The sequence below is a fragment of the Bacteroidales bacterium genome (assembly GCA_035342335.1).
In the GTDB taxonomy this organism is placed as follows: domain Bacteria; phylum Bacteroidota; class Bacteroidia; order Bacteroidales; family JAGONC01; genus JAGONC01.
This window is the reverse complement of record DAOQWY010000007.1, coordinates 1-24,911: the sequence shown is the minus strand read 5'-3', so window position 1 is coordinate 24,911 and position 24,911 is coordinate 1. Positions and strand designations below refer to the sequence as shown.

At 48.5% G+C, this 24,911-nt stretch carries 17 protein-coding genes and 5 tRNA genes; 1 reads left to right on the top strand and 21 read right to left on the bottom strand.

Annotated features, from left to right (window positions below):
• Positions 1-65: 65 nt before the first annotated feature.
• Both PKI34_05200 and PKI34_05195 read right to left on the bottom strand, forming a co-directional pair.
• Positions 66-2,342, bottom strand: coding sequence for a DUF349 domain-containing protein (locus PKI34_05200; protein HNS17197.1), 2,277 nt, complete (start codon positions 2,340-2,342; stop codon positions 66-68).
• A gap of 216 nt (positions 2,343-2,558) precedes the next feature.
• Entirely contained in the window at positions 2,559-4,862 is a 2,304-nt protein-coding gene (locus tag PKI34_05195; GenBank protein ID HNS17196.1) for a patatin-like phospholipase family protein, read from the bottom strand.
• A 245-nt stretch (positions 4,863-5,107) separates the two neighbouring features.
• Between PKI34_05195 and PKI34_05190 the strand changes: the two genes are divergently transcribed.
• Positions 5,108-8,371, top strand: a complete 3,264-nt coding sequence (locus PKI34_05190; GenBank protein ID HNS17195.1) for a PDZ domain-containing protein — start codon at positions 5,108-5,110, stop codon at positions 8,369-8,371.
• Between the two features lie 37 nt (positions 8,372-8,408).
• On the opposite strand, the gene PKI34_05185 is transcribed toward PKI34_05190, so the two are convergent.
• From PKI34_05185 to PKI34_05095, 19 genes are all read right to left on the bottom strand, one after another.
• The gene (locus PKI34_05185; protein ID HNS17194.1) at positions 8,409-8,723 is read right to left on the bottom strand and encodes a DUF3467 domain-containing protein; all 315 of its coding nucleotides are present in this window, start codon (positions 8,721-8,723) and stop codon (positions 8,409-8,411) included.
• Between the two features lie 11 nt (positions 8,724-8,734).
• Positions 8,735-13,030, bottom strand: coding sequence for a DNA-directed RNA polymerase subunit beta' (gene rpoC / locus PKI34_05180; GenBank protein HNS17193.1), 4,296 nt, complete (start codon positions 13,028-13,030; stop codon positions 8,735-8,737).
• An 81-nt stretch (positions 13,031-13,111) separates the two neighbouring features.
• Positions 13,112-16,918: a DNA-directed RNA polymerase subunit beta gene (rpoB, locus tag PKI34_05175; GenBank protein ID HNS17192.1), complete on the bottom strand. Its 3,807-nt coding sequence runs from the start codon at positions 16,916-16,918 to the stop codon at positions 13,112-13,114.
• A 144-nt stretch (positions 16,919-17,062) separates the two neighbouring features.
• On the bottom strand, positions 17,063-17,449 hold the full coding sequence (gene rplL, locus PKI34_05170; GenBank protein HNS17191.1) for a 50S ribosomal protein L7/L12: 387 nt from the start codon (positions 17,447-17,449) through the stop codon (positions 17,063-17,065).
• A gap of 73 nt (positions 17,450-17,522) precedes the next feature.
• The gene (rplJ, locus tag PKI34_05165; protein ID HNS17190.1) at positions 17,523-18,038 is read right to left on the bottom strand and encodes a 50S ribosomal protein L10; all 516 of its coding nucleotides are present in this window, start codon (positions 18,036-18,038) and stop codon (positions 17,523-17,525) included.
• A 41-nt stretch (positions 18,039-18,079) separates the two neighbouring features.
• Positions 18,080-18,775 carry a 50S ribosomal protein L1 gene (rplA, locus tag PKI34_05160; protein HNS17189.1) on the bottom strand — a complete coding sequence of 232 codons (696 nt, stop codon included), beginning with the start codon at positions 18,773-18,775 and terminating at the stop codon, positions 18,080-18,082.
• Positions 18,776-18,804: 29 nt separating this feature from the next.
• Entirely contained in the window at positions 18,805-19,254 is a 450-nt protein-coding gene (gene rplK, locus PKI34_05155) for a 50S ribosomal protein L11 (GenBank protein ID HNS17188.1), read from the bottom strand.
• A gap of 20 nt (positions 19,255-19,274) precedes the next feature.
• Positions 19,275-19,820 carry a transcription termination/antitermination protein NusG gene (gene nusG / locus PKI34_05150; protein HNS17187.1) on the bottom strand — a complete coding sequence of 182 codons (546 nt, stop codon included), beginning with the start codon at positions 19,818-19,820 and terminating at the stop codon, positions 19,275-19,277.
• A gap of 55 nt (positions 19,821-19,875) precedes the next feature.
• Positions 19,876-20,073: a preprotein translocase subunit SecE gene (gene secE, locus PKI34_05145; protein ID HNS17186.1), complete on the bottom strand. Its 198-nt coding sequence runs from the start codon at positions 20,071-20,073 to the stop codon at positions 19,876-19,878.
• A gap of 17 nt (positions 20,074-20,090) precedes the next feature.
• Positions 20,091-20,163 (bottom strand) — tRNA-Trp (locus PKI34_05140).
• A 77-nt stretch (positions 20,164-20,240) separates the two neighbouring features.
• The gene (gene tuf, locus PKI34_05135) at positions 20,241-21,428 is read right to left on the bottom strand and encodes an elongation factor Tu (protein HNS17185.1); all 1,188 of its coding nucleotides are present in this window, start codon (positions 21,426-21,428) and stop codon (positions 20,241-20,243) included.
• A 55-nt stretch (positions 21,429-21,483) separates the two neighbouring features.
• Positions 21,484-21,556, bottom strand: a tRNA-Thr gene (locus tag PKI34_05130).
• Between the two features lie 9 nt (positions 21,557-21,565).
• Positions 21,566-21,638 (bottom strand) — tRNA-Gly (locus tag PKI34_05125).
• Positions 21,639-21,672: 34 nt separating this feature from the next.
• Positions 21,673-21,754, bottom strand: a tRNA-Tyr gene (locus PKI34_05120).
• Between the two features lie 40 nt (positions 21,755-21,794).
• A tRNA-Thr gene (locus PKI34_05115) sits at positions 21,795-21,867 on the bottom strand.
• Between the two features lie 140 nt (positions 21,868-22,007).
• Entirely contained in the window at positions 22,008-22,307 is a 300-nt protein-coding gene (gene raiA / locus PKI34_05110) for a ribosome-associated translation inhibitor RaiA (protein HNS17184.1), read from the bottom strand.
• Positions 22,308-22,323: 16 nt separating this feature from the next.
• Complete coding sequence (locus PKI34_05105; GenBank protein ID HNS17183.1) at positions 22,324-23,211, bottom strand: tyrosine-type recombinase/integrase; 888 nt, start codon at positions 23,209-23,211, stop codon at positions 22,324-22,326.
• 119 nt (positions 23,212-23,330) lie between these two features.
• Complete coding sequence (gene rpsU, locus PKI34_05100; protein HNS17182.1) at positions 23,331-23,522, bottom strand: 30S ribosomal protein S21; 192 nt, start codon at positions 23,520-23,522, stop codon at positions 23,331-23,333.
• 209 nt (positions 23,523-23,731) lie between these two features.
• On the bottom strand, positions 23,732-24,911 hold a 1,180-nt coding region (locus tag PKI34_05095), incomplete at its 5' end, for a prolyl oligopeptidase family serine peptidase (GenBank protein ID HNS17181.1).

The window sequence follows — 24,911 nt, the reverse complement described above, 5'->3', positions numbered from 1 at the left end:
CGACGCATGTAGTCAGTCGGGAAACCCTACCAAAGTCTTGCCTGTCAGGCGAGCCGCCATTCAACCTATGACCGCTGCCCGTTTAAAATCCTGATCTTTGCCTCCAGAATGGCCTTTTCCTTTTTGGCGTTTTCAATTTTCTTCTCAAATTCTTTTTTAAGGATCTGGGCATTCACGGAATCGGCTAAAAATCCGATGTTATTTTCCCAAAGAGCGATATCTTCTTTCAGTTTACTGAGTTTATTGACCAGTGTTCCCCTTTCCTTGCCCAGAATACGGTTAGCATCCGGGACATCCCTGACCGACTCGTAATGCGCCTTGAAAGAGAGCGTATTGATCTCCATGGCATCGACCTTCAGTTTATCCAGATGCTTGTTGATCGCCGCACGAAAATCATTCTGCAATCCGTCCTTTTCTTTCAGCGGAACGTGGCCGATCTCCATCCATTCCCGTTGCATTTCCTTGATCACCTGCAAGTCCTCGCTTTTATTCCCCATAAGTTCATAATCCTGTACCTTTTTGATCAGGCTGAGTTTCAGTTGCAGGTTTTCCTCTTCTTGCTTCTGAATGGAGGAAAAATAATTGGCTTTTCTGGCAAAGAATTCATCACAGGCAGTGCGGAATCTTTTCCAGATCCGGTTTGAGTGCTTACGCGGCACAGGGCCGATTTCTCTCCACTCTTTCTGAAGCTGTATCAGATCCTGCGTTGTCTTTCTCCAGTCCGTGTTATTCTTCAGTGCTTCCGCCTGTACACACAGGTCCAGTTTAAGGTTAAAGTTATGGATCTGCTGGTCTTTGACCTTGCCAAAATATTCCTTTTTTTCAGTGAAATAGGCATCCAGGGACGATTTAAAACGTTCCCAGATCTTGTCGTTTATTTTTTTACTGGCAGGACCGATCGATTTCCATATTTTCAGAAGTTCGGAGATCTCCTGGGTTGTACTTTGCCAATCGGTCAGTGAATTGTTCCGGATCGTGACAATTTGTTCAGCTTTTTCGCACAAGGCAAGTTTTGTTGCATAGTTTTGCTCTTGTTCATCCTGGAGTTTCCGGTAATGTTCCCTGCGGCGGTCATTGATCTTGTCTGTGGCTGTCTTGAAGCGTTCCCAGATCTCATCCTTCTTGTCCTGGGCGACAGGGCCGATCTCTTTCCATTCTTCGTGGTACTTCTGAAGTTGTTTAAACGACCTGAGGATAGAGGTTTCCAGCAGCAATTCCTCTGTTTTTTCGCAGATTTTTACTTTCGCCTCCAGGTTCTTCCGGAGATCCAGGTCTTTTAATTCCTTGTTGATCTTTACCTTATCGAAAAACTTTTCCACTAAAAAGTGGTAATTCTGCCAGAGGTTATTCACCTCTGATTTTGGCACCATGCCAATTTCCTTCCATTTATCCTGCAGCGATCTGAACTGATCGTACGTTTTCTTGAGTGTTTCCTCTGAGTTGATCAATTCTTTCAGATCATCCAGGATCTTCAGTTTTTCCTGGAGATTCTTCTGTTTGTCCTGCTCCTGGACCTCGGTATATTTGGCCTTGTTGAGTTTGTAGGTTTCAAAAGCCTGGTCAAAACGAAGGTCGAGGGGGTCTTCGGTAACCGGGTGTTCGGTTTTTTCATCCGTTTCCCGGATATATTTATCAATGTGTTGATCCTTGTATTCTTTGCTCAGCCTCAGGAAGGCTACTTTGATCAAGGCAACGCGGGTTTTTATTAGATTGATGTCTGTTTCCCTGACCGTTTCCTCAAGAAGTTCCACCAGTTGCTCCCTGGAAAGATCATTGATGTTTTTCAGGGATTCCTCATCAGCTTCAACAGCTACTTCAGCATATTCCTCTTCCGGCTCTTCTTCATCTTCTTCAACGGATTCCTGGAGATCTTCCACCAGGATAGCCGGTGTCATTTCCTGTTGTTCCGGCAGCGAAGAGGATTCAACCAACGATTCAGGTGCCGGTACTTCCTCAGGCACTTCCACTGCCTTTTCAGGAGCTGGTTGTTCTTCCGGGGGATTAACCAATGATTCAGGTAAAGGTTCCGGATCTGAAACCGTAACTGCAGGTTCTTCTGCAGCGTCTTCCGGAAGGATCAGTTCCGGTTCTGGCTCAACTTCCGATGATGCATCATCATCGGGGAGAGCATCGATCGGTTCAGGTTCCGGTTCGAGATCTGGTTCTGGTTCTGGTTCTGGTTCTGGATCAGGTTCAGAAACGGATGGAGGGGGAAACGCTGAATCAGGTATCTCAAGGGTTGGCCCTTCATTAGAAGAGGGTTCATCGGTAATGACTTCTTCGATGATTTGTGCTTTTGTTGTTTCCTCTGAAGGATTAGTAGTTAACTGCTCTTCTGCCATCGCTTAATGGTTTTAAATTAAGAATTCTCCTCCCTGTCAGGGGATTGTGATAGTTAAGTCAAGTAACCAAAATGATCCACCCGCCTGTAATGCGGCAAGTAGATTGAAAATCTTCACAATCGTGAAACGTAAAGACCTTAGTGGTGTGCAAAGGTAGTAATAATTAAAAATGATGGTACCTTTCAGGAAAATAATCCAGCTGAGACGGGGGAGAAATCATTGAAGGGCCCTGCTATTGAACAGGATATAGCCAATATTCACAATGAATGAAAAACGGTCAACCTCCCGGTCGTAGAAGTTCATGCTCAGACTTACAGGTCCAACAGGGCTATGGTAAACCAATGATGATGAGGCAATGAAGTACTGGTCCTCGAATAATCCACCCAGTTCCGCGGATAAGTCAGGTTGTTCCTGGATCTCCTGGAACGGAAAAAATCCATAACCTTCCAGCCGAAAGTGAATGTTTTTCTGAAAGGCATAGATCATCCGTGCACCAAGCGCCCCGTAATTGTAGGTCCTGAACTCAGGCAATAACATCGTTTTGCTTTCGGGTAACGGTTGAAAAGCAGATGCAGAGAGCACACTGGAGACATAATCGTGGAACAGCATCTGGCTGGAAAGCAGTGCTTCGGAATAGATCCCGAATGTGAGATGCCGCACCGGGGGAAAATAGGTTTCGTATTTTGCCCGGAATTTCCACCATTGATGGCGCTGGTAATAAAAATCGGTATCATTGGAAGTTGAACCAGGGATATGTTCCTCATCCCCCCCGACAAATCGCAATGAGATCAAAAAATCATAACCGGAGTTGGGGTAGTACTTGTTGTTCAGTGTGTTGATTTCATAGAGTGCTCCCAGGGTAAAGCAATCAAAATAGGTCCGGTCGGCCGTGTCACTGCTGGTGAATTGATTGGTTGGGTAGTAATCATCGCGCAACCTGGCCACAGCGCCGCCAAATTCAAATTTGGCATTGGTACCGGTCGGAAAGCCAAAATAAGCGTCTACGTGGTTTTCATTCTGGATGAGGTAGGAAAGATCTCTGTCCTCAAAAAAAACGGTGGATGTTTCAAAATAGTCCCACTGGTTGAACGAAATGGAAGATTTCAAATAAAAAGGCATTCGGGTGGGAAGTTCTATCTTCGTATCGATCTGGGCGGCACTGTAAAACCTTCCAATGTAAACACTGGCTTTCAAACCGAAATAAAAACTCGAAAGAATGTTGAACTTTGCACCAAAATAGGCTTCGTTAATTGGTGAAGACGATAGGTTTCCTCCTATCTGCAGGGTAAGGTTCTTTTCCTTCTTAAAGTCCAGACCAAGCTTGTAGAATCCTCTGGAATCATTGTACTGGCTGACCGGGAAAACATGTTCAAATAATTTGTCCGTCTGAAGTTTGAAGTACTCCCGTCTTAACTCGCTGGAGGTGAGCGTATCCCTTTTCCTCAACAGAGACCGGGTGACAAACTGCGCCTGGTTCTCGTTCAGGCCCGTCACAGCAATGGTATCGATGACCAGCGGGGGTTTCCGGCGGTTAAACTGAGCCCGGCGGTTCCATACCGAATCCTCCGGAATGCTTCTGACGATATATGCCTTGATGGAATCCAGCCGGCGCAAGGTTGCCACATAGCCACTGTCGATAAATGCAGAAGTGCGTGAAAAGTCAGTCACATTCACCGGATCCAGGTCAGGTTTGATCAGGACCCCCTTATCGGGTGGAACGTCGTAAAGGGTTTTTTCCATCAGCATGTTCTGCAGCTGGGATATCAGATCATCCTCCTCCGGCGGATCATAATTGCTGGCTGCCTTGCTTCCAATGATCACGTCGGGCTGAAATTCATCCACAGCCATTTTGATCGGAAAATTATCATACATCCCTCCGTCAAAAAGCAGTTTTCCGTCCATCCGGATGGGTTTGAAATAAAAGGGAAAGGTCATCGCTGCTCGAAGGCCGGTGGCCAGATCGCCCTCCCTGATCGTAAGGGATTGATTTTTTTCAACATCGGCCGCAACGAATCTGAGAGGAATCATCAGGCTGTCGAAATTACCCCGGCTTACGGCATTGGCCGGAGCAAAGATCTCCATGATGGCGAAATCCATCATGATGGGAGAGATCAGGTTGGTGGGCAGGATGCTCGTACTTTTTATTTTTTCATAATCCATATCAATTTCAAACCACGTTGCATTGGGATCCTCCTTCTTAAAGTAGTACTCATAAAAAGAGGGCATCTTACCGGATATCCAGGAAAGGAAATCTTTTGACATGAACAGCCGGGTCATTTCCTCCGGTGAAAAGCCACTGGCGTACAGTCCTCCTACAATGGCGCCCATGGAAGTGCCGGCAATGCAATCAATGGGGATCCCGTTCTCTTCCAGCGCCCTGATGACCCCGATATGGGATACACCCTTGGCGCCTCCTCCGCTGAGGACAAGGCACACTTTCTGCCCCTCCGCCGGGATGGTAACCAGGATAATGGAACCCAGGGTGTACAGGCACAATATACGAAACAAGAACCTGGTCATGAAAGATTAACGTTCAACAAAAATACGTATTATCCAGAGGATGTAAAAGAATAAAAAGAACATGCCCTGTGCATCCTGTTCACTTATGCACACGTGAGTGTCCGCTATTCAACACTTGGGTCCGGCGCGGTTCGGATAGGAAAATTTAACATTCTTATGGCCAATTCATTAGATAAAATGGCATATTATTCGATGACTGAACAAACTTTTGTAATTTCGGAAACTAATAAATCAACAAAACAGGCATGATGAAACAAGTAATTTTTACGATTTCGGTACTGCTGGTCAGCGTTTTATACCTGGGAGCGCAGAATGACACCCGTTTGATGCGGTTTCCTGCAATCCACGGCGATCAGGTCGTTTTTTCCTATGGGGGCGACCTTTACACCGTTTCGAAAACAGGAGGCGTGGCCAGAAAGCTGACCAACCACGAAGGTTATGAAATGTTCCCGCGTTTTTCACCGGATGGCAGCAAGCTGGCTTTTACGGCACAATACGATGGGAACACGGAGGCGTACCTGATGCCCTCCGAAGGAGGTGTACCGGTCAGGCTGACCTACACGGCCACGCTGAGCCGGGATGATATCTCCGACAGAATGGGACCGAACAACATTGTCATGACGTGGACACCCGACGGTAAGAACATTATCTACCGGTCACGCAAACAAACATTCAATGATTTCACCGGACAACTTTTCAAGGTAAGCAGTGAAGGTGGACTATCCTCCGAGCTTCCACTTCCCCGGGGCGGATTTTGCTCCTATTCGGAAGATGGAAAGAAGATGGCCTACAACAGGGTGTTTCGTGAATTCCGCACCTGGAAATATTACAAGGGAGGTATGGCTGACGACATCTGGATCTATGACTTTCAAACGCGCACTACCACCAACATTACCAGCAACGACGCACAGGACATCATCCCGATGTGGCATAAAAACAAGATCTATTTCCTCTCCGACCGTGACAGGACCATGAATCTTTTTGCCTATGACATAACAACAGGTCAAACAAGAAAAGTAACCAACTTTACCGATTACGACATAAAATTCCCCTCCCTGGGGGATCAGGCCATCGTCTTCGAAAAAGGCGGCTACCTTTTCTACCTTGACCTGGCCAATGAACAGGTTGCAAACATTCCCGTCAAAATTGCAGATGACTTTCTTGCAGGCAGGAATGAGCTGGTTGATGCTTCAAAGAACATCATTTCCTATGAAATCTCCCCGGATGGCAAAAGGGCATTGTTCTGGGCCCGCGGAGAGATCTGGACAGTTCCGGCCGAAAATGGGATCACCCGCAACCTTACGAAATCTTCAGGTGTTCACGACAGAAATCCCCAGTGGTCACCTGATGGTAGCTATATAGCCTACATTTCCGATCAATCCGGCGAGGATGAGATCCATATCATCAAACAGGACGGAAGTGAGGCACCTTTAGCGCTGACTACGAATGGTGATACCTATAAATATTCCCTTTCCTGGTCACCTGACAGCAAAAAGCTGATGTGGTCGGATAAAAAGCTTCGCCTGCAGTATGTGGATGTTTCATCCCGCAAGATCACAGAAGTGGAGCAATCCTCCGTAGGCGAATATTATGGTTATGTCTGGTCACCCGACAGCAAGTGGATAGCTTTCTGCAGGCCAAGAACCACAGGCATGAATACCCTGTGCTTGTATGACCTGGAAGCCAATCAGGCATACGATGTGACCGATGATTGGTATGGTAGTTCCAGCCCGGCCTTCAGCGAAAACGGCAAGTACCTTTTCTTTGTCTCCGACAGGGACTTCAGTCCCACCTACAGCCAGGTGGAATGGAACTACGCCTACCAGGATATGGAAGGGATCTATATGATCACCCTGGCAAAAGACACCCCCTCCCCTTTTGCCCCGGTGAATGATGAAGTGGCGGTGAAATCTGAAGAACCAGCCAGTAAGGAAGAGGCAAAACCGGCCACGGATGAAAAAGACAAAAAAGAACCCGGTAGAGTGGTGGTGGACCTTGAAGGGATAAACCAGCGCGTGATCGGCCTGCCTGTCCCCTCCGGGAACTATGGAGGCATCCGGAGTGTTGGCGACAAGATCTACTACTATTACTCCTCTTCAAAAGGCGGTCGCAGCATTAAACTCTTTAACCTGAAAGAAAAAAAAGAGACTGATTTGAATTTTGAAGGAGGATTTGAGATTTCCTTTGACGGGAAAAAAATACTCCTGAGCAAAGGTTCCTCTTATTATATCACCGACCTGCCCTCCGGACCGGTCAAAACAGATAAGCCACTTGATCTTTCCAGCATGAAGGCAATGGTCGACTTCAAGGCAGAGTGGAACCAGATCTTCACGGAAAGCTGGCGGCAGATGAGGGATTTCTTTTATGTGGCCAATATGCATGGGGTCGACTGGGAGGCGATGAAAGAAAAATATGGTGTGATGCTGCCCTATGTCAATAACCGGAATGATCTGAATTACCTGATCGGAGAGATGGTCAGCGAACTCAGCATTGGTCATGCCTACGTCGGCGGCGGCGATAAACCCCAGCCTGACCGGATCCCCATGGGCCTGCTGGGTGCGAAAATATCCCGGGATCCTTCCGGCTGCTTTCGGGTGGACCATATCCTGAAAGGTCAGAATTGGAGCGAGAACCTGCGTTCCCCGCTGACAGAGGTCGGTGTAAATGTGAACGAAGGGGATTATATCCTTGCAGTCAATGGAATTCCAACCACTTCAATGAACGACATCTATGAATCCCTGCTGGGTACGGCGGGTAAACAAGTGGAGCTGACAGTGGGTAAAACCATCTCCGGCGAAGGAAGCCGTGATGTGATCGTGGTTCCGGTTCGCGATGAATCTTCTTTGTACTATTATGAATGGGTGCAGGAAAATATCCGAAAGGTCAGTGAGGCCACCAATGGAGAAGTGGGGTATATACACATTCCCGACATGGGGCCCGAAGGCTTGAATGAATTTGTGAAGTACTTCTATCCTCAGCTTGACAAGAAAGCGTTGATCATTGATGATCGTGGCAACGGAGGCGGGAATGTTTCGCCCATGATCATCGAACGATTGAGCCGCGAGATAACCCGCTCGAATATGGCACGGAATGTAACGGTACCCACACAGACTCCACGTCAGATGATGCGTGGCCCCCTGGTGATGCTGATCAATGAATATTCGGCATCCGACGGTGATCTCTTCCCGTATGCATTTAAAAAGCACCAGCTGGGCAAACTGATCGGGAAAAGAACCTGGGGAGGCGTGGTTGGCATCCGGGGTTCTCTTCCATTCATTGACGGAGGCGATTTGCGAAAGCCGGAATTTGCCTCCTACTCGGCGGATGATAGCAAATGGATCATTGAGGGGATTGGCGTTGAGCCGGATATTTTTGTGGACAATGATCCGGCAAGGGAGTATGACGGCATCGACGACCAGTTGAACAAGGCCATTGAAGTGATCAAAGAGGAGCTGAAGCATTACAAAGAGATCCCGGCTATTCCGGAGGGACCGGATAAGTCCCGGTAAAAAAAGAGGGTGTCACCAAACGGACACCCTCTTTTTTTTATGCCTGCGCGGATGGTCCTCCCAGCGAGAAGGGAGGAATGGGTTCCCCAACAGGTTCCTTGATCGTACCGTGAACGGCTTCGTACTTGGTAATATTTTCCTTTAGTGCACGGTAGAGCCGTTTTGCGTGCTGAGGTGTCAGAATGATCCTTGATTTGACCTTGGCTTTGGGCACTCCGGGCATCATCTTGACAAAATCCACTATAAATTCAGACTGTGAATGGGTAATGATGGCCAGGTTGGAATAGATTCCTTCGGCGACTTCATCACTTAGTTCAATATTGATCTGACCCATCTTTTTTTGTTCTTCCATTGGGTAAAAATTTATTCGGTTACGGTAACATCTTCTTTTGAGGCCATCAGTGTTTCATATTCTTCCTTGCTTCCCACGATCAGGTTCTCATATTCCCTGAGGCCTGTGCCGGCAGGGATCAAATGGCCTATGATCACGTTTTCCTTCAGACCTTCCAGATCATCTGTCTTGGCCCGGATAGCTGCTTCGGTGAGCACTTTTGTAGTTTCCTGGAAAGATGCGGCCGAGATCCAGCTTTTTGTCTGCAGCGAAGCCCTTGTTATCCCCTGAAGCACCTGCTTGGCCGTGGCAGGCTGGGAATCCCTGGCTTCGACAAGCCGTTTATCCTTCCGTTTCAGTAAAGAATTCTCATCCCTCAATTTCCGCGCGCTGACAATCTGCCCTGACCGGAAACTCAATGAATCACCCGAATCCACCACGATTTTTTTACCGAAGATCCAGTCGTTCTCATCCTGAAATTCGTTTTTGCTGACCAGTTCCCCTTCCAGGAACTTGGTATCGCCGGGATCGGCCACTTCAACCTTGCGCATCATCTGACGGACAATGACTTCGAAGTGTTTATCATTGATCTTGACACCCTGAAGCCGGTAAACTTCCTGGATCTCATTGACAATATACTCCTGAACCTTCATGGGGCCCTTGATGGCAAGAATGTCGGATGGAGTCATTGCACCCTCGGAGAGAGGCGTTCCGGCTTTTACATAGTCATTCTCCTGAGCAAGGATCTGCTTGGAGGTTGGAATGAGGTAATGCTTTTCCTCACCCGTCTTTGAAGTAATCACCACTTCGCGGTTGCCTCTTTTAAGCTTCTTGGCCAGCGATACCACGCCGTCAATTTCAGCAACGATGGCCGGATCGGAGGGGTTACGGGCTTCAAAAAGTTCGGTCACCCTGGGCAATCCACCGGTAATATCCCCGGCCTTACCAAAGGACCTGGGGATCTTCACCAGGACATCCCCAGCCTTGATGTCAGCAGTATCTTCAACTTGAATGTGAGAGCCAACAGGAATGTCATAGGCCCTGAGCTCCTCGCCTGTCTTGCCAACAATTCTGATGGATGGATTCTTGGTTTTCAAACGCGACTCAATGATCACTTTCTCATAATACCCTGTTTGTTCATCGGATTCAATGCGGTAGGTGATCCCTTCGATGATGCTTTCAAACACAACTTTGCCGCTCACTTCCGAGAGGATAACGGCATTCCAGGGATCCCATTCACTGATCAGGTCACCTTTTTTAACCTTATCTCCGTTTCTGAAGTACAGTTTAGCTCCGTAAGGAATATTGCTGGACGACAGGACGATGTTGGTATTTTTGTCAATGATCCGCATTTCAGCAGAACGACCCACCACCATCTGGTACGCATTTTCCTCTTTATCCGTGTAATCCACGGCACGAAGCTCTTCGATTTCCAGTATGCCATCATATTTCGCTTCGATCTTGGAAATGATGGCGATATTGGAGGCCGTACCACCCACGTGGAACGTACGCAGGGTGAGCTGGGTGCCCGGTTCACCGATCGATTGAGCAGCAATGACTCCAACGGCCTCACCTTTCTGAACCAGCCTGCCTGTGGCAAGGTTACGCCCGTAACACCTGGTACAGACACCCCTTTTCGCTTCACAGGTAAGCACAGACCGGATCTCCACACCTTCTATCGGCGAGGTGTCAATCTGACGGGCAATGACTTCCGTGATCTCCTCTCCTGCTCCAACGATGATCTCTCCTGTCTGAGGATGATAGACATCGTGCAGGGATACCCTTCCCAGGATCCGGTCAAAAAGCTTTTCGACGATCTCCTCGTTTTTCTTCAGGGCGGTGATGGTCAGTCCCCTGAGGGTTCCGCAGTCTTCCTCCGTAATGACAACATCCTGTGCCACATCGACCAGGCGCCGGGTGAGGTAACCGGCATCAGCAGTCTTAAGGGCTGTATCCGCAAGACCCTTACGCGCACCATGGGTGGAAATAAAATATTCCAGAACCGATAATCCTTCCTTGAAATTCGAAAGGATCGGGTTTTCAATGATCTCTCCTCCTGTGGCTCCCGATTTTTGCGGTTTGGCCATCAATCCCCTCATGCCCGAAAGCTGCCGGATCTGTTCCTTGGAGCCCCTGGCACCGGAGTCAAGCATCATAAATACCGGATTAAATCCCTGACGGTCCTGCGACAGTTGTTTGATCAGCTCCTGTGTAAGCTGAGAGTTTGTATGTGTCCAAATATCGATGATCTTGTTATACCGCTCGTTGTTGGTGATAAATCCAAAGGAATAATCATTGACAACCTCTTCCACTTCGGTGTTGGCATTCTCGATCAGTTTTTCCTTGATAGCCGGAACAATGACATCGGCAAGGTTAAATGAAAGTCCTCCCTTGAATGACATTTCAAATCCAAGATCCTTGATGTCGTCAAGGAATTTCGCAGTGGCCGCGGTCCCGGTCTTGCGCATGATATTCCCGATGATGTCCCTGAGCGATTTTTTGGTCAGTTCTTCATTAATGTATCCGTACTCTTCGGGCACGACCTGGTTAAAGATGACGCGGCCCGTCGTGGTCTCGGTGAGCTTATAGACTTCCTGCCCATTCTCCGTCATTTTCAACCTGACCTTGATGAAGGAGTGAAGGTCCGTTTTTCCTTCGTTATAGGCTATGATCACTTCCTCAGGTGAGTAAAATACCGACCCTTCTCCTCTGGCAGGGTTTTCCGTGATGCTACGGCGGCCTTTTGTCAGATAATAAAGCCCGAGAACCATGTCCTGGGATGGAACGGCAATGGGTGCTCCGTTGGCCGGGTTAAGGATATTGTGCGAGGCCAGCATCAGCAGCTGGGCTTCCAGGATGGCGGCGTTCCCAAGCGGGACATGGACAGCCATCTGGTCGCCGTCAAAGTCGGCATTAAATGCCGTACAGGCCAGGGGGTGCAGCTGAATCGCCTTACCTTCGATCAATTTGGGCTGAAAGGCCTGGATACCCAGACGGTGAAGTGTGGGTGCACGGTTCAGCATCACAGGATGACCCTTGAGTATGTTTTCAAGAATATCCCACACGACCGGATCTTTACGGTCAACGATTTTTTTGGCCGATTTAACGGTTTTTACAATTCCCCGCTCAAGCATCTTACGGATAATGAACGGCTTGAAAAGCTCGGATGCCATTTCCTTGGGCAGCCCGCATTCATTAAGCTTCAGTTCGGGTCCGACGACAATCACTGAACGGCCCGAGTAGTCGACACGTTTACCCAGCAGGTTCTGGCGAAAACGCCCTTGTTTTCCTTTCAGGCTATCCGACAAGGACTTCAGTGGCCGGTTGGATTCCGTCTTCACAGCATTCACCTTCCTTGAGTTATCGAAAAGTGAATCCACTGCTTCCTGGAGCATACGTTTCTCATTACGCATGATCACATCAGGAGCTTTGATCTCAATCAACCGTTTCAGGCGGTTATTCCGGATGATCACCCGGCGATAAAGATCATTCAGGTCGGAGGTGGCGAATCGTCCTCCATCCAAAGGCACAAGGGGCCTCAGTTCCGGTGGGATCACCGGTACGACCTTGACGATCATCCATTCAGGTCGGTTCTCTATCTTTTTGTTCGCCTCGCGGAACGATTCATAGACCTGAAGCCGTTTCAACGCTTCCAGCTTTCGCTGCTGCGATGATTCGGTGTTGGCTTTGTGCCGCAATTCGTAGGATGTTTTATCCAGATCAAGGTGGGCAAGCAGGTCATACAGGGCCTCGGCACCCATTTTTGCCACGAACTTGTCCGGATGTGAATCATCAAGGTATTGATTATCGGAGGGAAGGTTTTCGATGATCTCAAAATATTCCTCTTCGGTCAGGAAATCCAGGTAATTCAGGCCGTCACGGGCTTTAATGCCCGGATTAATGACCACGTAGCGCTCATAATAAATGATCGTATCCAGTTTCTTTGTGGATAGCCCGAGCAGAGCACCGATTTTGTTGGGCAGTGATCTGAAAAACCAGATATGGGCAACGGGAACGACCAGCTGGATATGTCCCATGCGTTCCCTTCTGACCTTTTTTTCAGTTACTTCCACGCCGCAGCGGTCGCAGACAATTCCTTTATAACGAATCCGTTTATATTTCCCGCAGTGGCACTCCCAGTCCTTGACCGGGCCAAAGATCCTTTCACAGAACAATCCGTCCCGCTCGGGTTTGTACGTGCGGTAGTTAATGGTTTCGGGCTTCAGGACTTCCCCGCTGGAACGTTCCAGGATCATCTCCGGAGAAGCCAGGCTGATCGTAATGGTATCGAAGCTACTGTTGATCAAGGTATCTTTTCTGAAAGCCATTTGATTTTATTAATTTGACGAAAATAAATGACGTTAAGGGATAAAGATCAGGGTATTCACCCGATGGTCCCTATGATGGTATTATTCAAAAGTCACGTTCAGTCCGAGACCTCTCAGTTCGTGGACCAGCACGTTGAACGATTCCGGGACGCCGGGCCGGGGCATGTTTTCCCCTTTGACGATCGCTTCATAAGCCCTGGCTCTCCCCTGCACATCGTCGGATTTGACGGTCAGGATTTCCTGCAGGATACTGGACGCACCAAAAGCTTCGAGTGCCCAGACTTCCATTTCCCCGAAACGCTGACCTCCGAACTGGGCTTTTCCGCCGAGAGGTTGCTGGGTGATCAGCGAGTAAGGACCGATGGAACGGGAATGCATCTTATCATCGACCATATGATGCAGTTTAAGCATATAGATGTATCCGACAGTGGCCGGTTGCTTGAAACGCTCACCCGTTCCGCCGTCATAAAGGTACACCCTGCCATTTTCAGGAAGCCCCGCCTCACGCATGTACGCGTTGATCTGATCAATGCTGGCTCCATCGAAAATAGGCGTTGAGTAATACTTGCCAAGTTTATGACCCGCCCAGCCCAATACGGTTTCGTAGATTTGACCCAGGTTCATCCGGGAAGGCACACCCAGCGGATTCAGTACGATATCAACAGGGGTTCCGTCCTCCAGAAAAGGCATATCCTCTTCCCGAACGATCTTGGCCACAATACCCTTGTTCCCGTGTCGTCCGGCCATCTTGTCGCCGACTTTCAGCTTCCTCTTTTTAGCCACATAGACCTTTGCCATCTGTACGATCCCGTTGGGAAGTTCATCGCCGACAGTGGCAACAAACTTCATACGGTTAAACCGGCCCAGGATCTCACGGTGATGAATGTTGTAATTGTTCAGCAGCTGTTTGACCAGGTCGCTGGTTTCTTTTTCAGCTGTCCATTTGTTGGGGTTGATGGTTGAATAATCAATTTCGGAAAGGACTTTCTGGGAGAACTTTGCCTTCTTGGGAATGATCTCCTCTTTAAATTTATTATAGACTCCGTTGGATGACTTGCCACTGAGCAGAAGGGTCAGTTTGTCCATCAACTTGGCTTTCAGGGCATCTGCATCCTTTTTGAAGTCCTTTTCCAGCTTCACCAGGTCATCTTTCTCCTTTGTTCGGGCCTTGCGGTCTTTGATCACCCTGGAAAATAATTTCTTCTCAACGACGACGCCCTGCATGGAGGGAGGAGCTTTAAGCGATGCATCTTTGACATCACCGGCTTTATCGCCGAAGATTGCCCTGAGCAATTTTTCCTCAGGTGTGGGATCACTTTCTCCCTTCGGCGTGATCTTCCCGATCAGGATATCTCCTTCCTTCACTTCAGCGCCGATGCGGATGAGTCCGTTTTCATCCAGGTCTTTTGTGGCCTCGGAGCTCACATTGGGTATGTCGCTTGTCAGTTCCTCGATCCCCCGCTTGGTGTCCCTGACTTCCAGGGTAAATTCTTCAATGTGAACAGAGGTAAAGATATCCTCTTTGACGATCCGTTCAGAGACCACGATGGCATCTTCAAAATTATAGCCTTTCCAGGGCATGAAGGCAACCATCAGGTTGCGACCCAGGGCCAGTTCACCGCTCCTTGTCGCATATCCTTCGCAGAGCACCTGCCCTTTGGTCACTTTCTCTCCTTTGCTGACAATGGGTCTGAGATTTACACAGGTATTCTGGTTGGTTCTGGTGAACTTGGTCAGCTGGTACCGCTTAATGTCATCATCAAAGCTTGTCAGGCGTTCCTGTTCCGCTCTGTTGTAGCGGATCAGGATCTCCCGTGCATCGACGTATTCTACCGAGCCATCTCCCTCTGCGTGGATAAGTGTCCTGCTGTCGCGTGCGACCTGTTCTTCAATGCCAGTGCCGACAAGAGCGACCTCAGGATTGAGCAACGGAACTGCCTGGCGCATCATGTTGGATCCCATCAGGGCCCTGTTGGCGTCATCGTGTTCCAGGAACGGTATCAGGGAGGCCGCGATGGATGCGATCTGGTTGGTGGCTACATCGATCATGCCGACTTTCTGATTATCGAGATAGGGATAATCAGCAAGGTAACGTGCCTTGATCTTTTCCTCCTTGAAATTCCCATTGGGATCAAGCGCAGCGCTGGCATGGGCTATATTGATGCTTTCTTCCTCCTCCGCGGTAAGGTACACAGGTGGTTCATCGATCATCACCTTGCCCTTGATGACACGGCGGTAAGGAGTTTCGATGAAACCGAGATGATTGATCTTTGCATAGACGCACAGTGATGAGATCAGTCCGATATTCGGGCCTTCCGGTGTTTCGATGGTACACAGCCGTCCGTAATGCGTGTAATGGACATCACGTACTTCAAATCCGGCACGTTCACGCGATAACCCCCCGGGTCCCAGTGCTGAAACTCTTCGCTTGTGCGTGAGCTCTGACAGAGGATTGGTCTGATCCATGAATTGCGAGAGCTGGTTTGTGCCGAAAAAGGAGTTGATGACCGACGAGAGGGTCTTGGCATTGATCAGGTCAGTAGGTGTGAACACCTCATTATCCCGAACGTTCATCCGTTCCCGGATGGTTCTCGCCATACGGGCAAGCCCGACTCCAAACTGGTTGTAAAGCTGTTCTCCAACGGTTCTGACACGACGGTTGCTCAGGTGATCAATATCGTCAACCTCAGTTTTGGAATTGGCCAGTTCGATCAGGTACTTGATGATGGAAATAATGTCTTCCCGGGTAAGCACCTTGACCTCCAATGGAGTGTTGAGTTTGAGTTTCTTATTGATGCGGTACCTTCCCACATCTCCCAGGTCGTATCGCTTGTCGCTGAAAAACAGTTTCTCAATGATACCGCGTGCCGTCTCTTCATCCGGAGGTTCCGCATTCCGCAACTGGCGGTAAATGAATTCCACCGCTTCCTTCTCGGAGTTGGCGGTATCTTTCTGCAAGGTATTGAAAATGATGGAAAAGTCGATGGACTCGTTCTCTTCCTTATGCAGCAGAATGGTTTTGATCCCGGCATCGATGATCTGGTCAACGTGCTTATTCTCCAGCACGGTTTCCCGTTCTATGATCACTTCGGTTCGTTCAATGGAGACCACCTCCCCCGTATCCTCGTCCACAAAATCCTCGATCCAGGCTCTGACGACCCTTGCAGCGAGCCGGCGCCCGATGTACTTTTTCATGGCGGTCCGGCTGACTTTGATCTCCTGTGCAAGATCGAAGATCTCCAGGATGTCCTTATCCGTCTCATAGCCGATGGCCCGGAGCAAGGTCGTGACCGGAAGCTTCTTTTTCCGGTCGATGTAAGCATACATCACATTGTTGATGTCCGTCGTGAATTCCATCCACGATCCCTTGAAGGGAATGATTCTGGCCGAAAACAACTGTTGCCCGTTGGCATGATAGCTTGTCCCGAAAAAGACGCCTGGCGATCTGTGCAGCTGAGAGACCACAACACGTTCCGCTCCATTGATGATGAACGTTCCTTTTGGAGTCATGTAAGGGATCATCCCCAGGTAAACATCCTGGATGATCGTTTCAAAGTCCTCGTGTTCGGGATCCGTACAGTAAAGCTTCAGCTTGGCCTTCAGCGGGACACTGTAGGTCAGCCCCCGCTCAATGCATTCATCAAGGGAATAACGTGGAGGATCGATAAAATAATCCAGGAACTCCAGTACAAAATTATTCCTGGAATCTGTGATGGGGAAATTCTCGGCAAAGACCTTGTACAGGCCCTCCCCAACCCTGTCCTCCGGATTGGTTTCCAGCTGGAAAAAGTCCCTGAAGGACTTCAACTGAACATCAAGAAAGTCGGGATACTCCGCTATGAGTTTTGCTGTACCGAAATTAACTCGTTGGATATTTTCTAGGGCCAAAGTGTTAGGTTTTTAGACCTGCTTTCTGACAGGTTGAGGTTATTAATTACGTGGAAAAAATATCGTGTATAATATGAGAGGCAGACCCTTCTTTAAAACCAGGAAGGAGCCTGACCCTCAATTATGTCAACAGTATAGTTTGTCCTACTTAATTTCAACCTCGGCACCGGCCTCTTCCAATTGTTTTTTGAGGGCTTCAGCTTCATCCCTGGTAACGCCTTCCTTAATTGCTTTCGGAGATGCGTCCACAAGTTCTTTCGCTTCCTTCAGCCCAAGACTTGTCAATTCCTTTACCAGTTTCACCACTGCCAGTTTGGATTGGCCGGGGTGTTTGATCACCACATCAAAGCTGGTTTTTTCTTCCTCAGCGGGGGCTGCTGCAACAGCGCCGGATGCTCCGGGAGCTGCAACCACGGCTGCGGCTGCGGCCGGCTCAATGCCATATTGCTCCTTGAGGATCTGGGCCAGTTCGTTGACCTCCTTTACGGTCAAATTGACCAATTGCTCTGCAAACACTTTTAAATCTGCCATTTTATTCAATTTTAATTATTCCTTAACTTTTAAATACGGCGTAACAGTTATAGTATAGCTAGGATATTCATAATCAGCGTTCCGACAGGGTCTCAAGGATGCCTGCCAGCTTGTGTGAGGGCGACTGCAAGGCACTGATGACATTCCGCACCGGCGACTGGAGCATAAAGATCACATCGCCGATCAATTCATTCTTCGTCTTGAGAACTTCCAGAAAATCAAGCTGACCATCACCGATGAAAACCATTTCTTCGATGAAAGCTCCTTTCAGGATCGGGCGGTTGCTATCCCTTCTGAATTCCCTGATCAGTTTTGCAGGTACATTCCCGGCTTCAGAGATCATCAGTGAGGTGGGACCCTGAAGGATGGGATACAGTTCACTGAAGTCTTTGTCAACCTTTTCCATTGCTTTCCGGAGCAAGGTGTTTTTGACGACCATCAGTTTAACATTCCTTTTGAAACAGAGTCTTCTCAGATCGGATGATTTAACGGAATTGAGATCGGAGATATCGGTCAGATAGATGGTATTATTCGCCCTGAGTTGTTCGGCAAGAACATCGATCAGTTGGTTTTTCTCAGCAGTTGTCATGGTAAATGATTCCTTTTTTCTTTATCGTACCTGGTGTCGTGTTATATCGTTACGGATTTCTGGTCCACTTTCACGCTTGGGCTCATTGTACTCGACATATATATGCTTTTTATATACGTACCCTTTGCTGCTGGTGGTTTCAGTTTTACGATGGTTTGGATGAGTTCCCGGGCATTGTCGGCCAGCATATCATCGGTGAAGGTGACCTTACCGATGGCAGCGTGGATGATCCCGTACTTGTCCACTTTAAAGTCGATCTTGCCGGCCTTGACTTCCTGAACTGCTTTTCCGATGTCCATGGTTACCGTACCGGATTTGGGGTTGGGCATCAGGCCTCTGGGACCGAGTATTTTACCCAGTTTTCCAACCTTGGCCATTACCGTGGGCATGGTGATCACGACGTCGATATCGGTCCATCCCCCTTCGATCTTTTTGATATAATCATCCAGTCCGACATAATCTGCCCCGGCCTCTGCTGCTTCGTCTTCCTTATCGGGAGTGCAAAGGACCAGTACGCGCTTGGTTTTGCCTGTCCCATAGGGAAGGGTCACTGTTCCGCGCACCATCTGATTGGCTTTTCTGGGATCGACTCCCAGGCGGACGTCGATATCGACCGATGCATCAAACTTCGTGGTTGTAATTTCTTTAATGACCTTTGCTGCATCCTGAAGGGGGAATACGACTTTTTTATCGTACTTGCCAGCTGCTATTTTTCGGTTCTTCGTTACTTGTACCATAGCCTTTTCGTGTTAAGGTTGTCTTGCGTCTATTCATTCAGGGTGAGGGGTGGTGTCCCCTTCACTTCGATGCCCATGCTTCTGGCGGAGCCGGCCACCATTTTCATGGCCGATTCCAGTGTAAAAGCGTTCAGGTCACCCATTTTATCTTCAGCGATGGTTTTGACCTGTTCCCAGGTAACCGTAGCAATTTTATTGCGGTTTGGCTCTGCCGATCCCTTTTGTGCTTTGCTGGCTTCCATTAATTGTACGGCAACCGGAGGGGATTTGACAATAAAATTGAATGACTTGTCCCTGAACACGGTGATGACGACAGGCAAGAGCTTACCGGCCTTATCCTGTGTACGGGCATTGAATTGTTTGCAAAACTCCATGATGTTGACTCCTTTGGAACCCAGTGCCGGTCCCACCGGGGGTGAAGGATTGGCTGCACCACCTTTGATTTGGAGTTTAATGATTCCACTGACTTCTTTGGCCATAAACGTATAGAAAGATTAAGTTACTGTTCTTTTTCAACCTGCATAAATCCAAGTTCCAGCGGTGTTTTTCGGCCGAAGATCTTGACCATCACCTTGAGTTTTTTCTTTTCCTCGTTGATCTCTTCGATGATTCCGCTGAAACTGTTGAATGGTCCATCGATGACGGTCACGGTTTCGCCGATGATGAACGGCACGCTCATTTCCTCACCCATTTCAGAAAGTTCATCCACCTTACCTAAGATACGTTTCACTTCTGCGGGCCGGAGCGGGTGGGGTTCACCTTTGGTTCCAAGAAAACCGAGAACTCCCGGCACATTGCGGAGAACGTGGGGGACTTCTCCGACCAGGGCAGCTTCGACCAGCACATATCCCGGGAAATAGTTCCTTTCCTTGCTGATCTTCTTGCCTTTTCTGACCTGGTACACTTTCTCAGTAGGAATCAGTACCTGGGCAATATAATCCTGTAATTTCAAACGGTTGATTTCGCTTTCGATATACTGCTTCACTTTTTTCTCATTCCCGCTGATCGCCCTGATCACATACCATTTTTTTTCCTGTTCACTCATAAAGAATCCCTGATGTTGAATCAATGGTCGCTAAGTTTCTTGTACTGGCAAAAGGTTAAAAGAGCTTATAGATCTGTTTGAGGATGTTTTCGAAGGAAATATCCATAAGGAAAACAACCAGAGCAATAATCAGGGAAGCGACAAATACGACCAGAGCACTGCCCTGCAGTTCTTTAAAGGTAGGCCAGGATACTTTATGCATCAGTTCATCGTAGCTTTCCTTCGCGTATTCTTTGATTTTAAACCGTGCCATTTTTTCGTTATTATTTGCACGGGTGGTAGGACTCGAACCTACAGCCAATGGTTTTGGAGACCACTACTCTGCCAATTGAGCTACACCCGTTCAGATTATCCGTCAAACAGAGTAGTTCCCCGTGGCCGGGGAACGGCTCTGCAGTGTTAATTATTTGCAAATCCAGGTTATTCAATGATATCTGTTACCTGGCCTGCGCCAACAGTACGGCCCCCTTCGCGTATGGCAAAACGAAGGCCTTTGCTCATGGCGATGTCAGCGATCAGCTTCACTTCAATGGTCAGGTTATCGCCGGGCATGATCATTTCAACACCTTCCGGCAAGATTATTTCACCGGTCACGTCGGTCGTTCTGAAGAAAAACTGAGGACGGTACCTGTTATGGAACGGAGTATGGCGGCCTCCCTCTTCTTTTTTAAGAATGTACACCTGGCCCATGAAATGTTTATGGGGTGTGACGGATCCGGGTTTTGCAACCACCATGCCACGGCGGATCTCATCCTTATCAATCCCTCTCAGGAGCAATCCGGCGTTATCTCCGGCTTCACCTTCGTCGAGTATCTTACGGAACATTTCCACACCGGTAACGACAGATTTGAGTTTTTCAGCTCCCATTCCAATGATTTCAACGGGTTCATTCACCTTGATGATTCCGGTTTCGATCCTGCCGGTGGCGACTGTGCCGCGGCCGGTGATGGAGAAAACGTCCTCGATGGGCATCAGAAATGGTTTTTCCTTGTCGCGCTGTGGCAGGGGCACCCAGGTATCGCAGGCGTCCATCAGTTCCCATATCTTCTCAACCCATTTGGGTTCTTTGTTCAGGGCACCGAGGGCAGATCCGCGGATCACCGGGGTGTTGTCGCCGTCATATTCGTAGAAGGTAAGCAGGTCCCTCACTTCCATTTCCACCAGGTCCAGCAGCTCCTCATCGTCGACCATGTCCACTTTGCTCATGAAGACGACGATGCGCGGGACACCCACCTGGCGGGCCAGAAGGATATGTTCACGCGTCTGGGGCATGGGACCGTCGGTGGCCGCCACAACCAGGATGGCACCATCCATTTGTGCAGCACCAGTAACCATGTTCTTCACATAGTCGGCATGACCCGGGCAGTCAACGTGGGCGTAGTGTCTGTTTTCGGTTTGGTACTCCACATGAGCTGTATTGATGGTGATCCCTCTTTCCTTTTCTTCCGGTGCATTGTCAATTTCATCGAAGGATTTGAAAACAGCCAGTCCCTTATCCTGCAAATTCAGCGTTATAGCAGCGGTAAGGGTCGTTTTGCCATGGTCAATGTGACCGATGGTTCCGATATTCACGTGAGGTTTGGTACGCGCAAATTTTTCTTTTGCCATGATTAAAAAATATTAAATTTAAGGTTTAGTGATTAAGTTTCTTCTTCCGATCCTGAGCCAATGACGGGATTTGAACCCGTGACCCCGTCCTTACCAAGGACGTGCTCTACCATCTGAGCTACATCGGCGTTGTCTTGAGCGGAAAACGGGGCTCGAACCCGCTACCTACAGCTTGGAAGGCTGTCGCTCTGCCAAATGAGCTATTTCCGCGAGACGGGCGTGCGTGTGGGTGTGCGTGTGAGTGTGGGGAGAGGAGGATTCGAACCTCCGAAGGCGCTGCCAACAGATTTACAGTCTGCCCCATTTGACCGCTCTGGTATCTCCCCGAGGTGGGTGTGCGTGTCAGTGTGCGTGTGGGTGTGAGTGAGCCGATGGACGGACTCGGACCGCCGACCGGCTGATTACAAATCAGCTGCTCTACCAGCTGAGCTACATCGGCTAATCGATTTTTTAGCGCGCAAAATTAAGAAAAAAATCAATAAAAAAAGCAGCCCTTCTAAAAAGGACTGCAAATTTATGAACAATTCATCTAACAAACAAAGAAAAATGTAATTTTTAGACGTTTGTCCAATCGATCTGTTACCTGCCGCGCACTTTTTCCTTATGCTTCTTCAACTGTCTCCTCAACGCTTCCACCGCAATGTCGGTCGCTTCTTCAAAAGTTTTACACTGCTTTCTGGCAAAGAGATCATTTCCCGGTATGAGCAACCGGATCTCCGTGATCTTATTCTCAGGCGTTTCCGAATTATCCAGCCGTAACGTCACTTCTCCGGAGATTACACCGTCAAAGATTCCCGACAATTTGGTAATTCGTTCATTGATGAAAACTTCGAGTTTACGATCGGTTTTGAAATGAACAGATTGAATGTTAACGTTCATAAGCTACCTCCTTTTTTTAGGCTCTTGGATGAGCCTGGTTATAGATCTTCTTAAGCTTTTCAATCGTATTGTGTGTGTAGATCTGCGTCGCAGAGAGATTGGCATGGCCCAGCAACTCCTTCACCGCGTTCAGGTCGGCCCCCTCGTTGAGCAGATGGGTCGCAAAGGTGTGTCGTAGAACATGCGGGCTTTTCTTACCAAGGGTCGTGACCAAATCCAGATGCCTGACGACAAGCCTGTAAATGAATTTCGGATAACACTTCCTGCCTTTGTCGGTAACCAGCAGGTAAGGAACTTCCCTGATCTTCCCCTCCTGGATTTTACGCAAGTCCACATATTGCCTTAACAATACTTCTACCTGCGACGTGACGGGTATGATCCGCTCCTTGTTACGCTTCCCCAGCACTTTGATCTGTGACCGGTCGAAGTCGACATCGGCAACCCTCAGATGGATCATCTCCGACAAACGCATCCCCGTCGCATAAAGCAACTCCAGCACCAACCGGTTTCTCATCCCCGCAAATCCCTCTCCGAAATCATTAGCATCAAACAACGTTTCCATTTTTTCCTTTTCCACAAAAACAGGCAACCTGTGAGGATTTTTAGGCGAAATCACCTTCGTAAGGGGATTCACGTCCACCACCCCCTCCCTGAGCAAAAACTTGTAATAGGATCGTAAGGTGCTCAGCTTCCTGTTGATCGACCGGGGATTAACGTGAACATCCATCAAACTGACCATCCAGGAGCGGATCATCTGATGATCCACCTGCAGGATGTCATCCAATCCATACTGGGCTTGCAAATAGGAATAAAACTGATCAAGATCGGTCTGGTATGCTATGACTGTATGATGAGAATATCGTTTCTCGTACCGTATATAATCAATGAATCTCGCCCGCAACATCAAAAAAAAAAGAAATTTTGTCTCAACATTTAGATAACGCTAAAATTATCACAAAATGTTGTAAAAACAAAATTTCTTCCGAAAAAAATTAGCACCCCTCCGGGATGCCTGATCCCGTTTTAATCCTGTTGCTGTTGCAACTGCTGAATGAAGATGGCTTTCAACCTTTCCTGACGCTTGATAATGGATGGTTTCGTAAATTTCTGCCGCTCACGCAATTCTTTCACCACGCCGGTCTTCTCAAATTTCCGTTTCAGTTTCTTTAACGCCCGGTCGATGCTTTCACCTTCCTTAACAGGTACAATGATCATAAAAAATACGCTCTCTTTCTTTGATTAATGATGATTAAATGACTCTATTCCTAATCAGGGCCGCAAAAGTACATAATGTTTTTGAAACTACAAAATAAAAAATCCTGGAAGTCGACAGCAGATGACTATTGACAAGCAGGATTTTGCAATTGCATGCAGCCCCGTCTTTCGGCGGGGTCTTCGCTTCGCTTCGACTTGCAGCTTGCAGCTTACAGGTTTTCTTCCAAAAACTGTGTCATCTTCCGGTACAGGTGATGCCGTGTATTCCCGCCGTAGATGCCGTGATTTCGGTTGGTGTAAAGCATCATATCGAAGGTTTTGCCGGCCTGGACAAGGGCCTCGCAAAACTCAAGGGTATTCTGTACGTGCACATTGTCGTCGGCAGTGCCGTGGATGATCAGCAGATTTCCCGAAAGCTTTTCGGCCCGTGATGCAGGTGCATTTTCGTCGTACCCCTGCGGGTTGTCCTGGGGTTTGCGCATAAATCGCTCTGTATAGATGTTATCATAATACTTCCAGTTGGAAACGGGAGCGACGGCAATACCCGCTTTAAAGACAGGCTCTCCCTGCGTTAGGCAGGACAGCGTGATGAACCCACCGTAGCTCCACCCCCAGATCCCGATGCGGGATGGATCCACGTACGGCAATGTGCCAAGGTATTTCGCAGCTTCCACCTGGTCGAGGGTTTCGTATTTTCCAAGCTGAAGGTAGGTCATTTTACCGAAGGCCTCGCCGCGGCAGCCCGTACCCCTTCCATCCACGCAGGTAATGATGATTCCTTCCTGCGCAAGGTACTGGTGCCACCCGAAATCCCATTCGTCCAGCACCTCCTGTGATCCGGGACCGGAATACTGAACCATCAGGACAGGGTATTTCTTCTTCGGGTCAAAATCCGGCGGCCGGATCATCCACCCATTCAGGTTCACTCCGTCTCTGGTCGTGAACGTGAAATACTCCCTGTACCGGAATGAATACCCTGCAAGCCTGTCCGTTAATACCTTGTTGTCTTCTATCACCCGGATCCGCTCTCCGTCTGCAGTGTGGAGGGTGACAGTCAACGGCGAACCGGAACTGGTATGCGAATTTATGAAATAACGAAATCCCCTGCTGAAAGCTGCCCTGTTGACACCATCCGTAACGGAAAGCTTTTTCAGCCCCGAACCATCCAATCCGGCCATATAAACTTCCCTCCGCAGCGGAGACTCTTTTGCAGCCTGGAAATATACGAGCCCGTTGACCTCATCAACTCCATAAAAATCAGTCACATCGTAATTCCCTGATGTAATGGGATTGATTACCTCCCCTTTCATCAGATCATAACGGTAAATATGATTCCAGCCGCTCTGTTCGTTGAGCATGAGAAACTGCTTGTTGCCCGACAGAAACGTC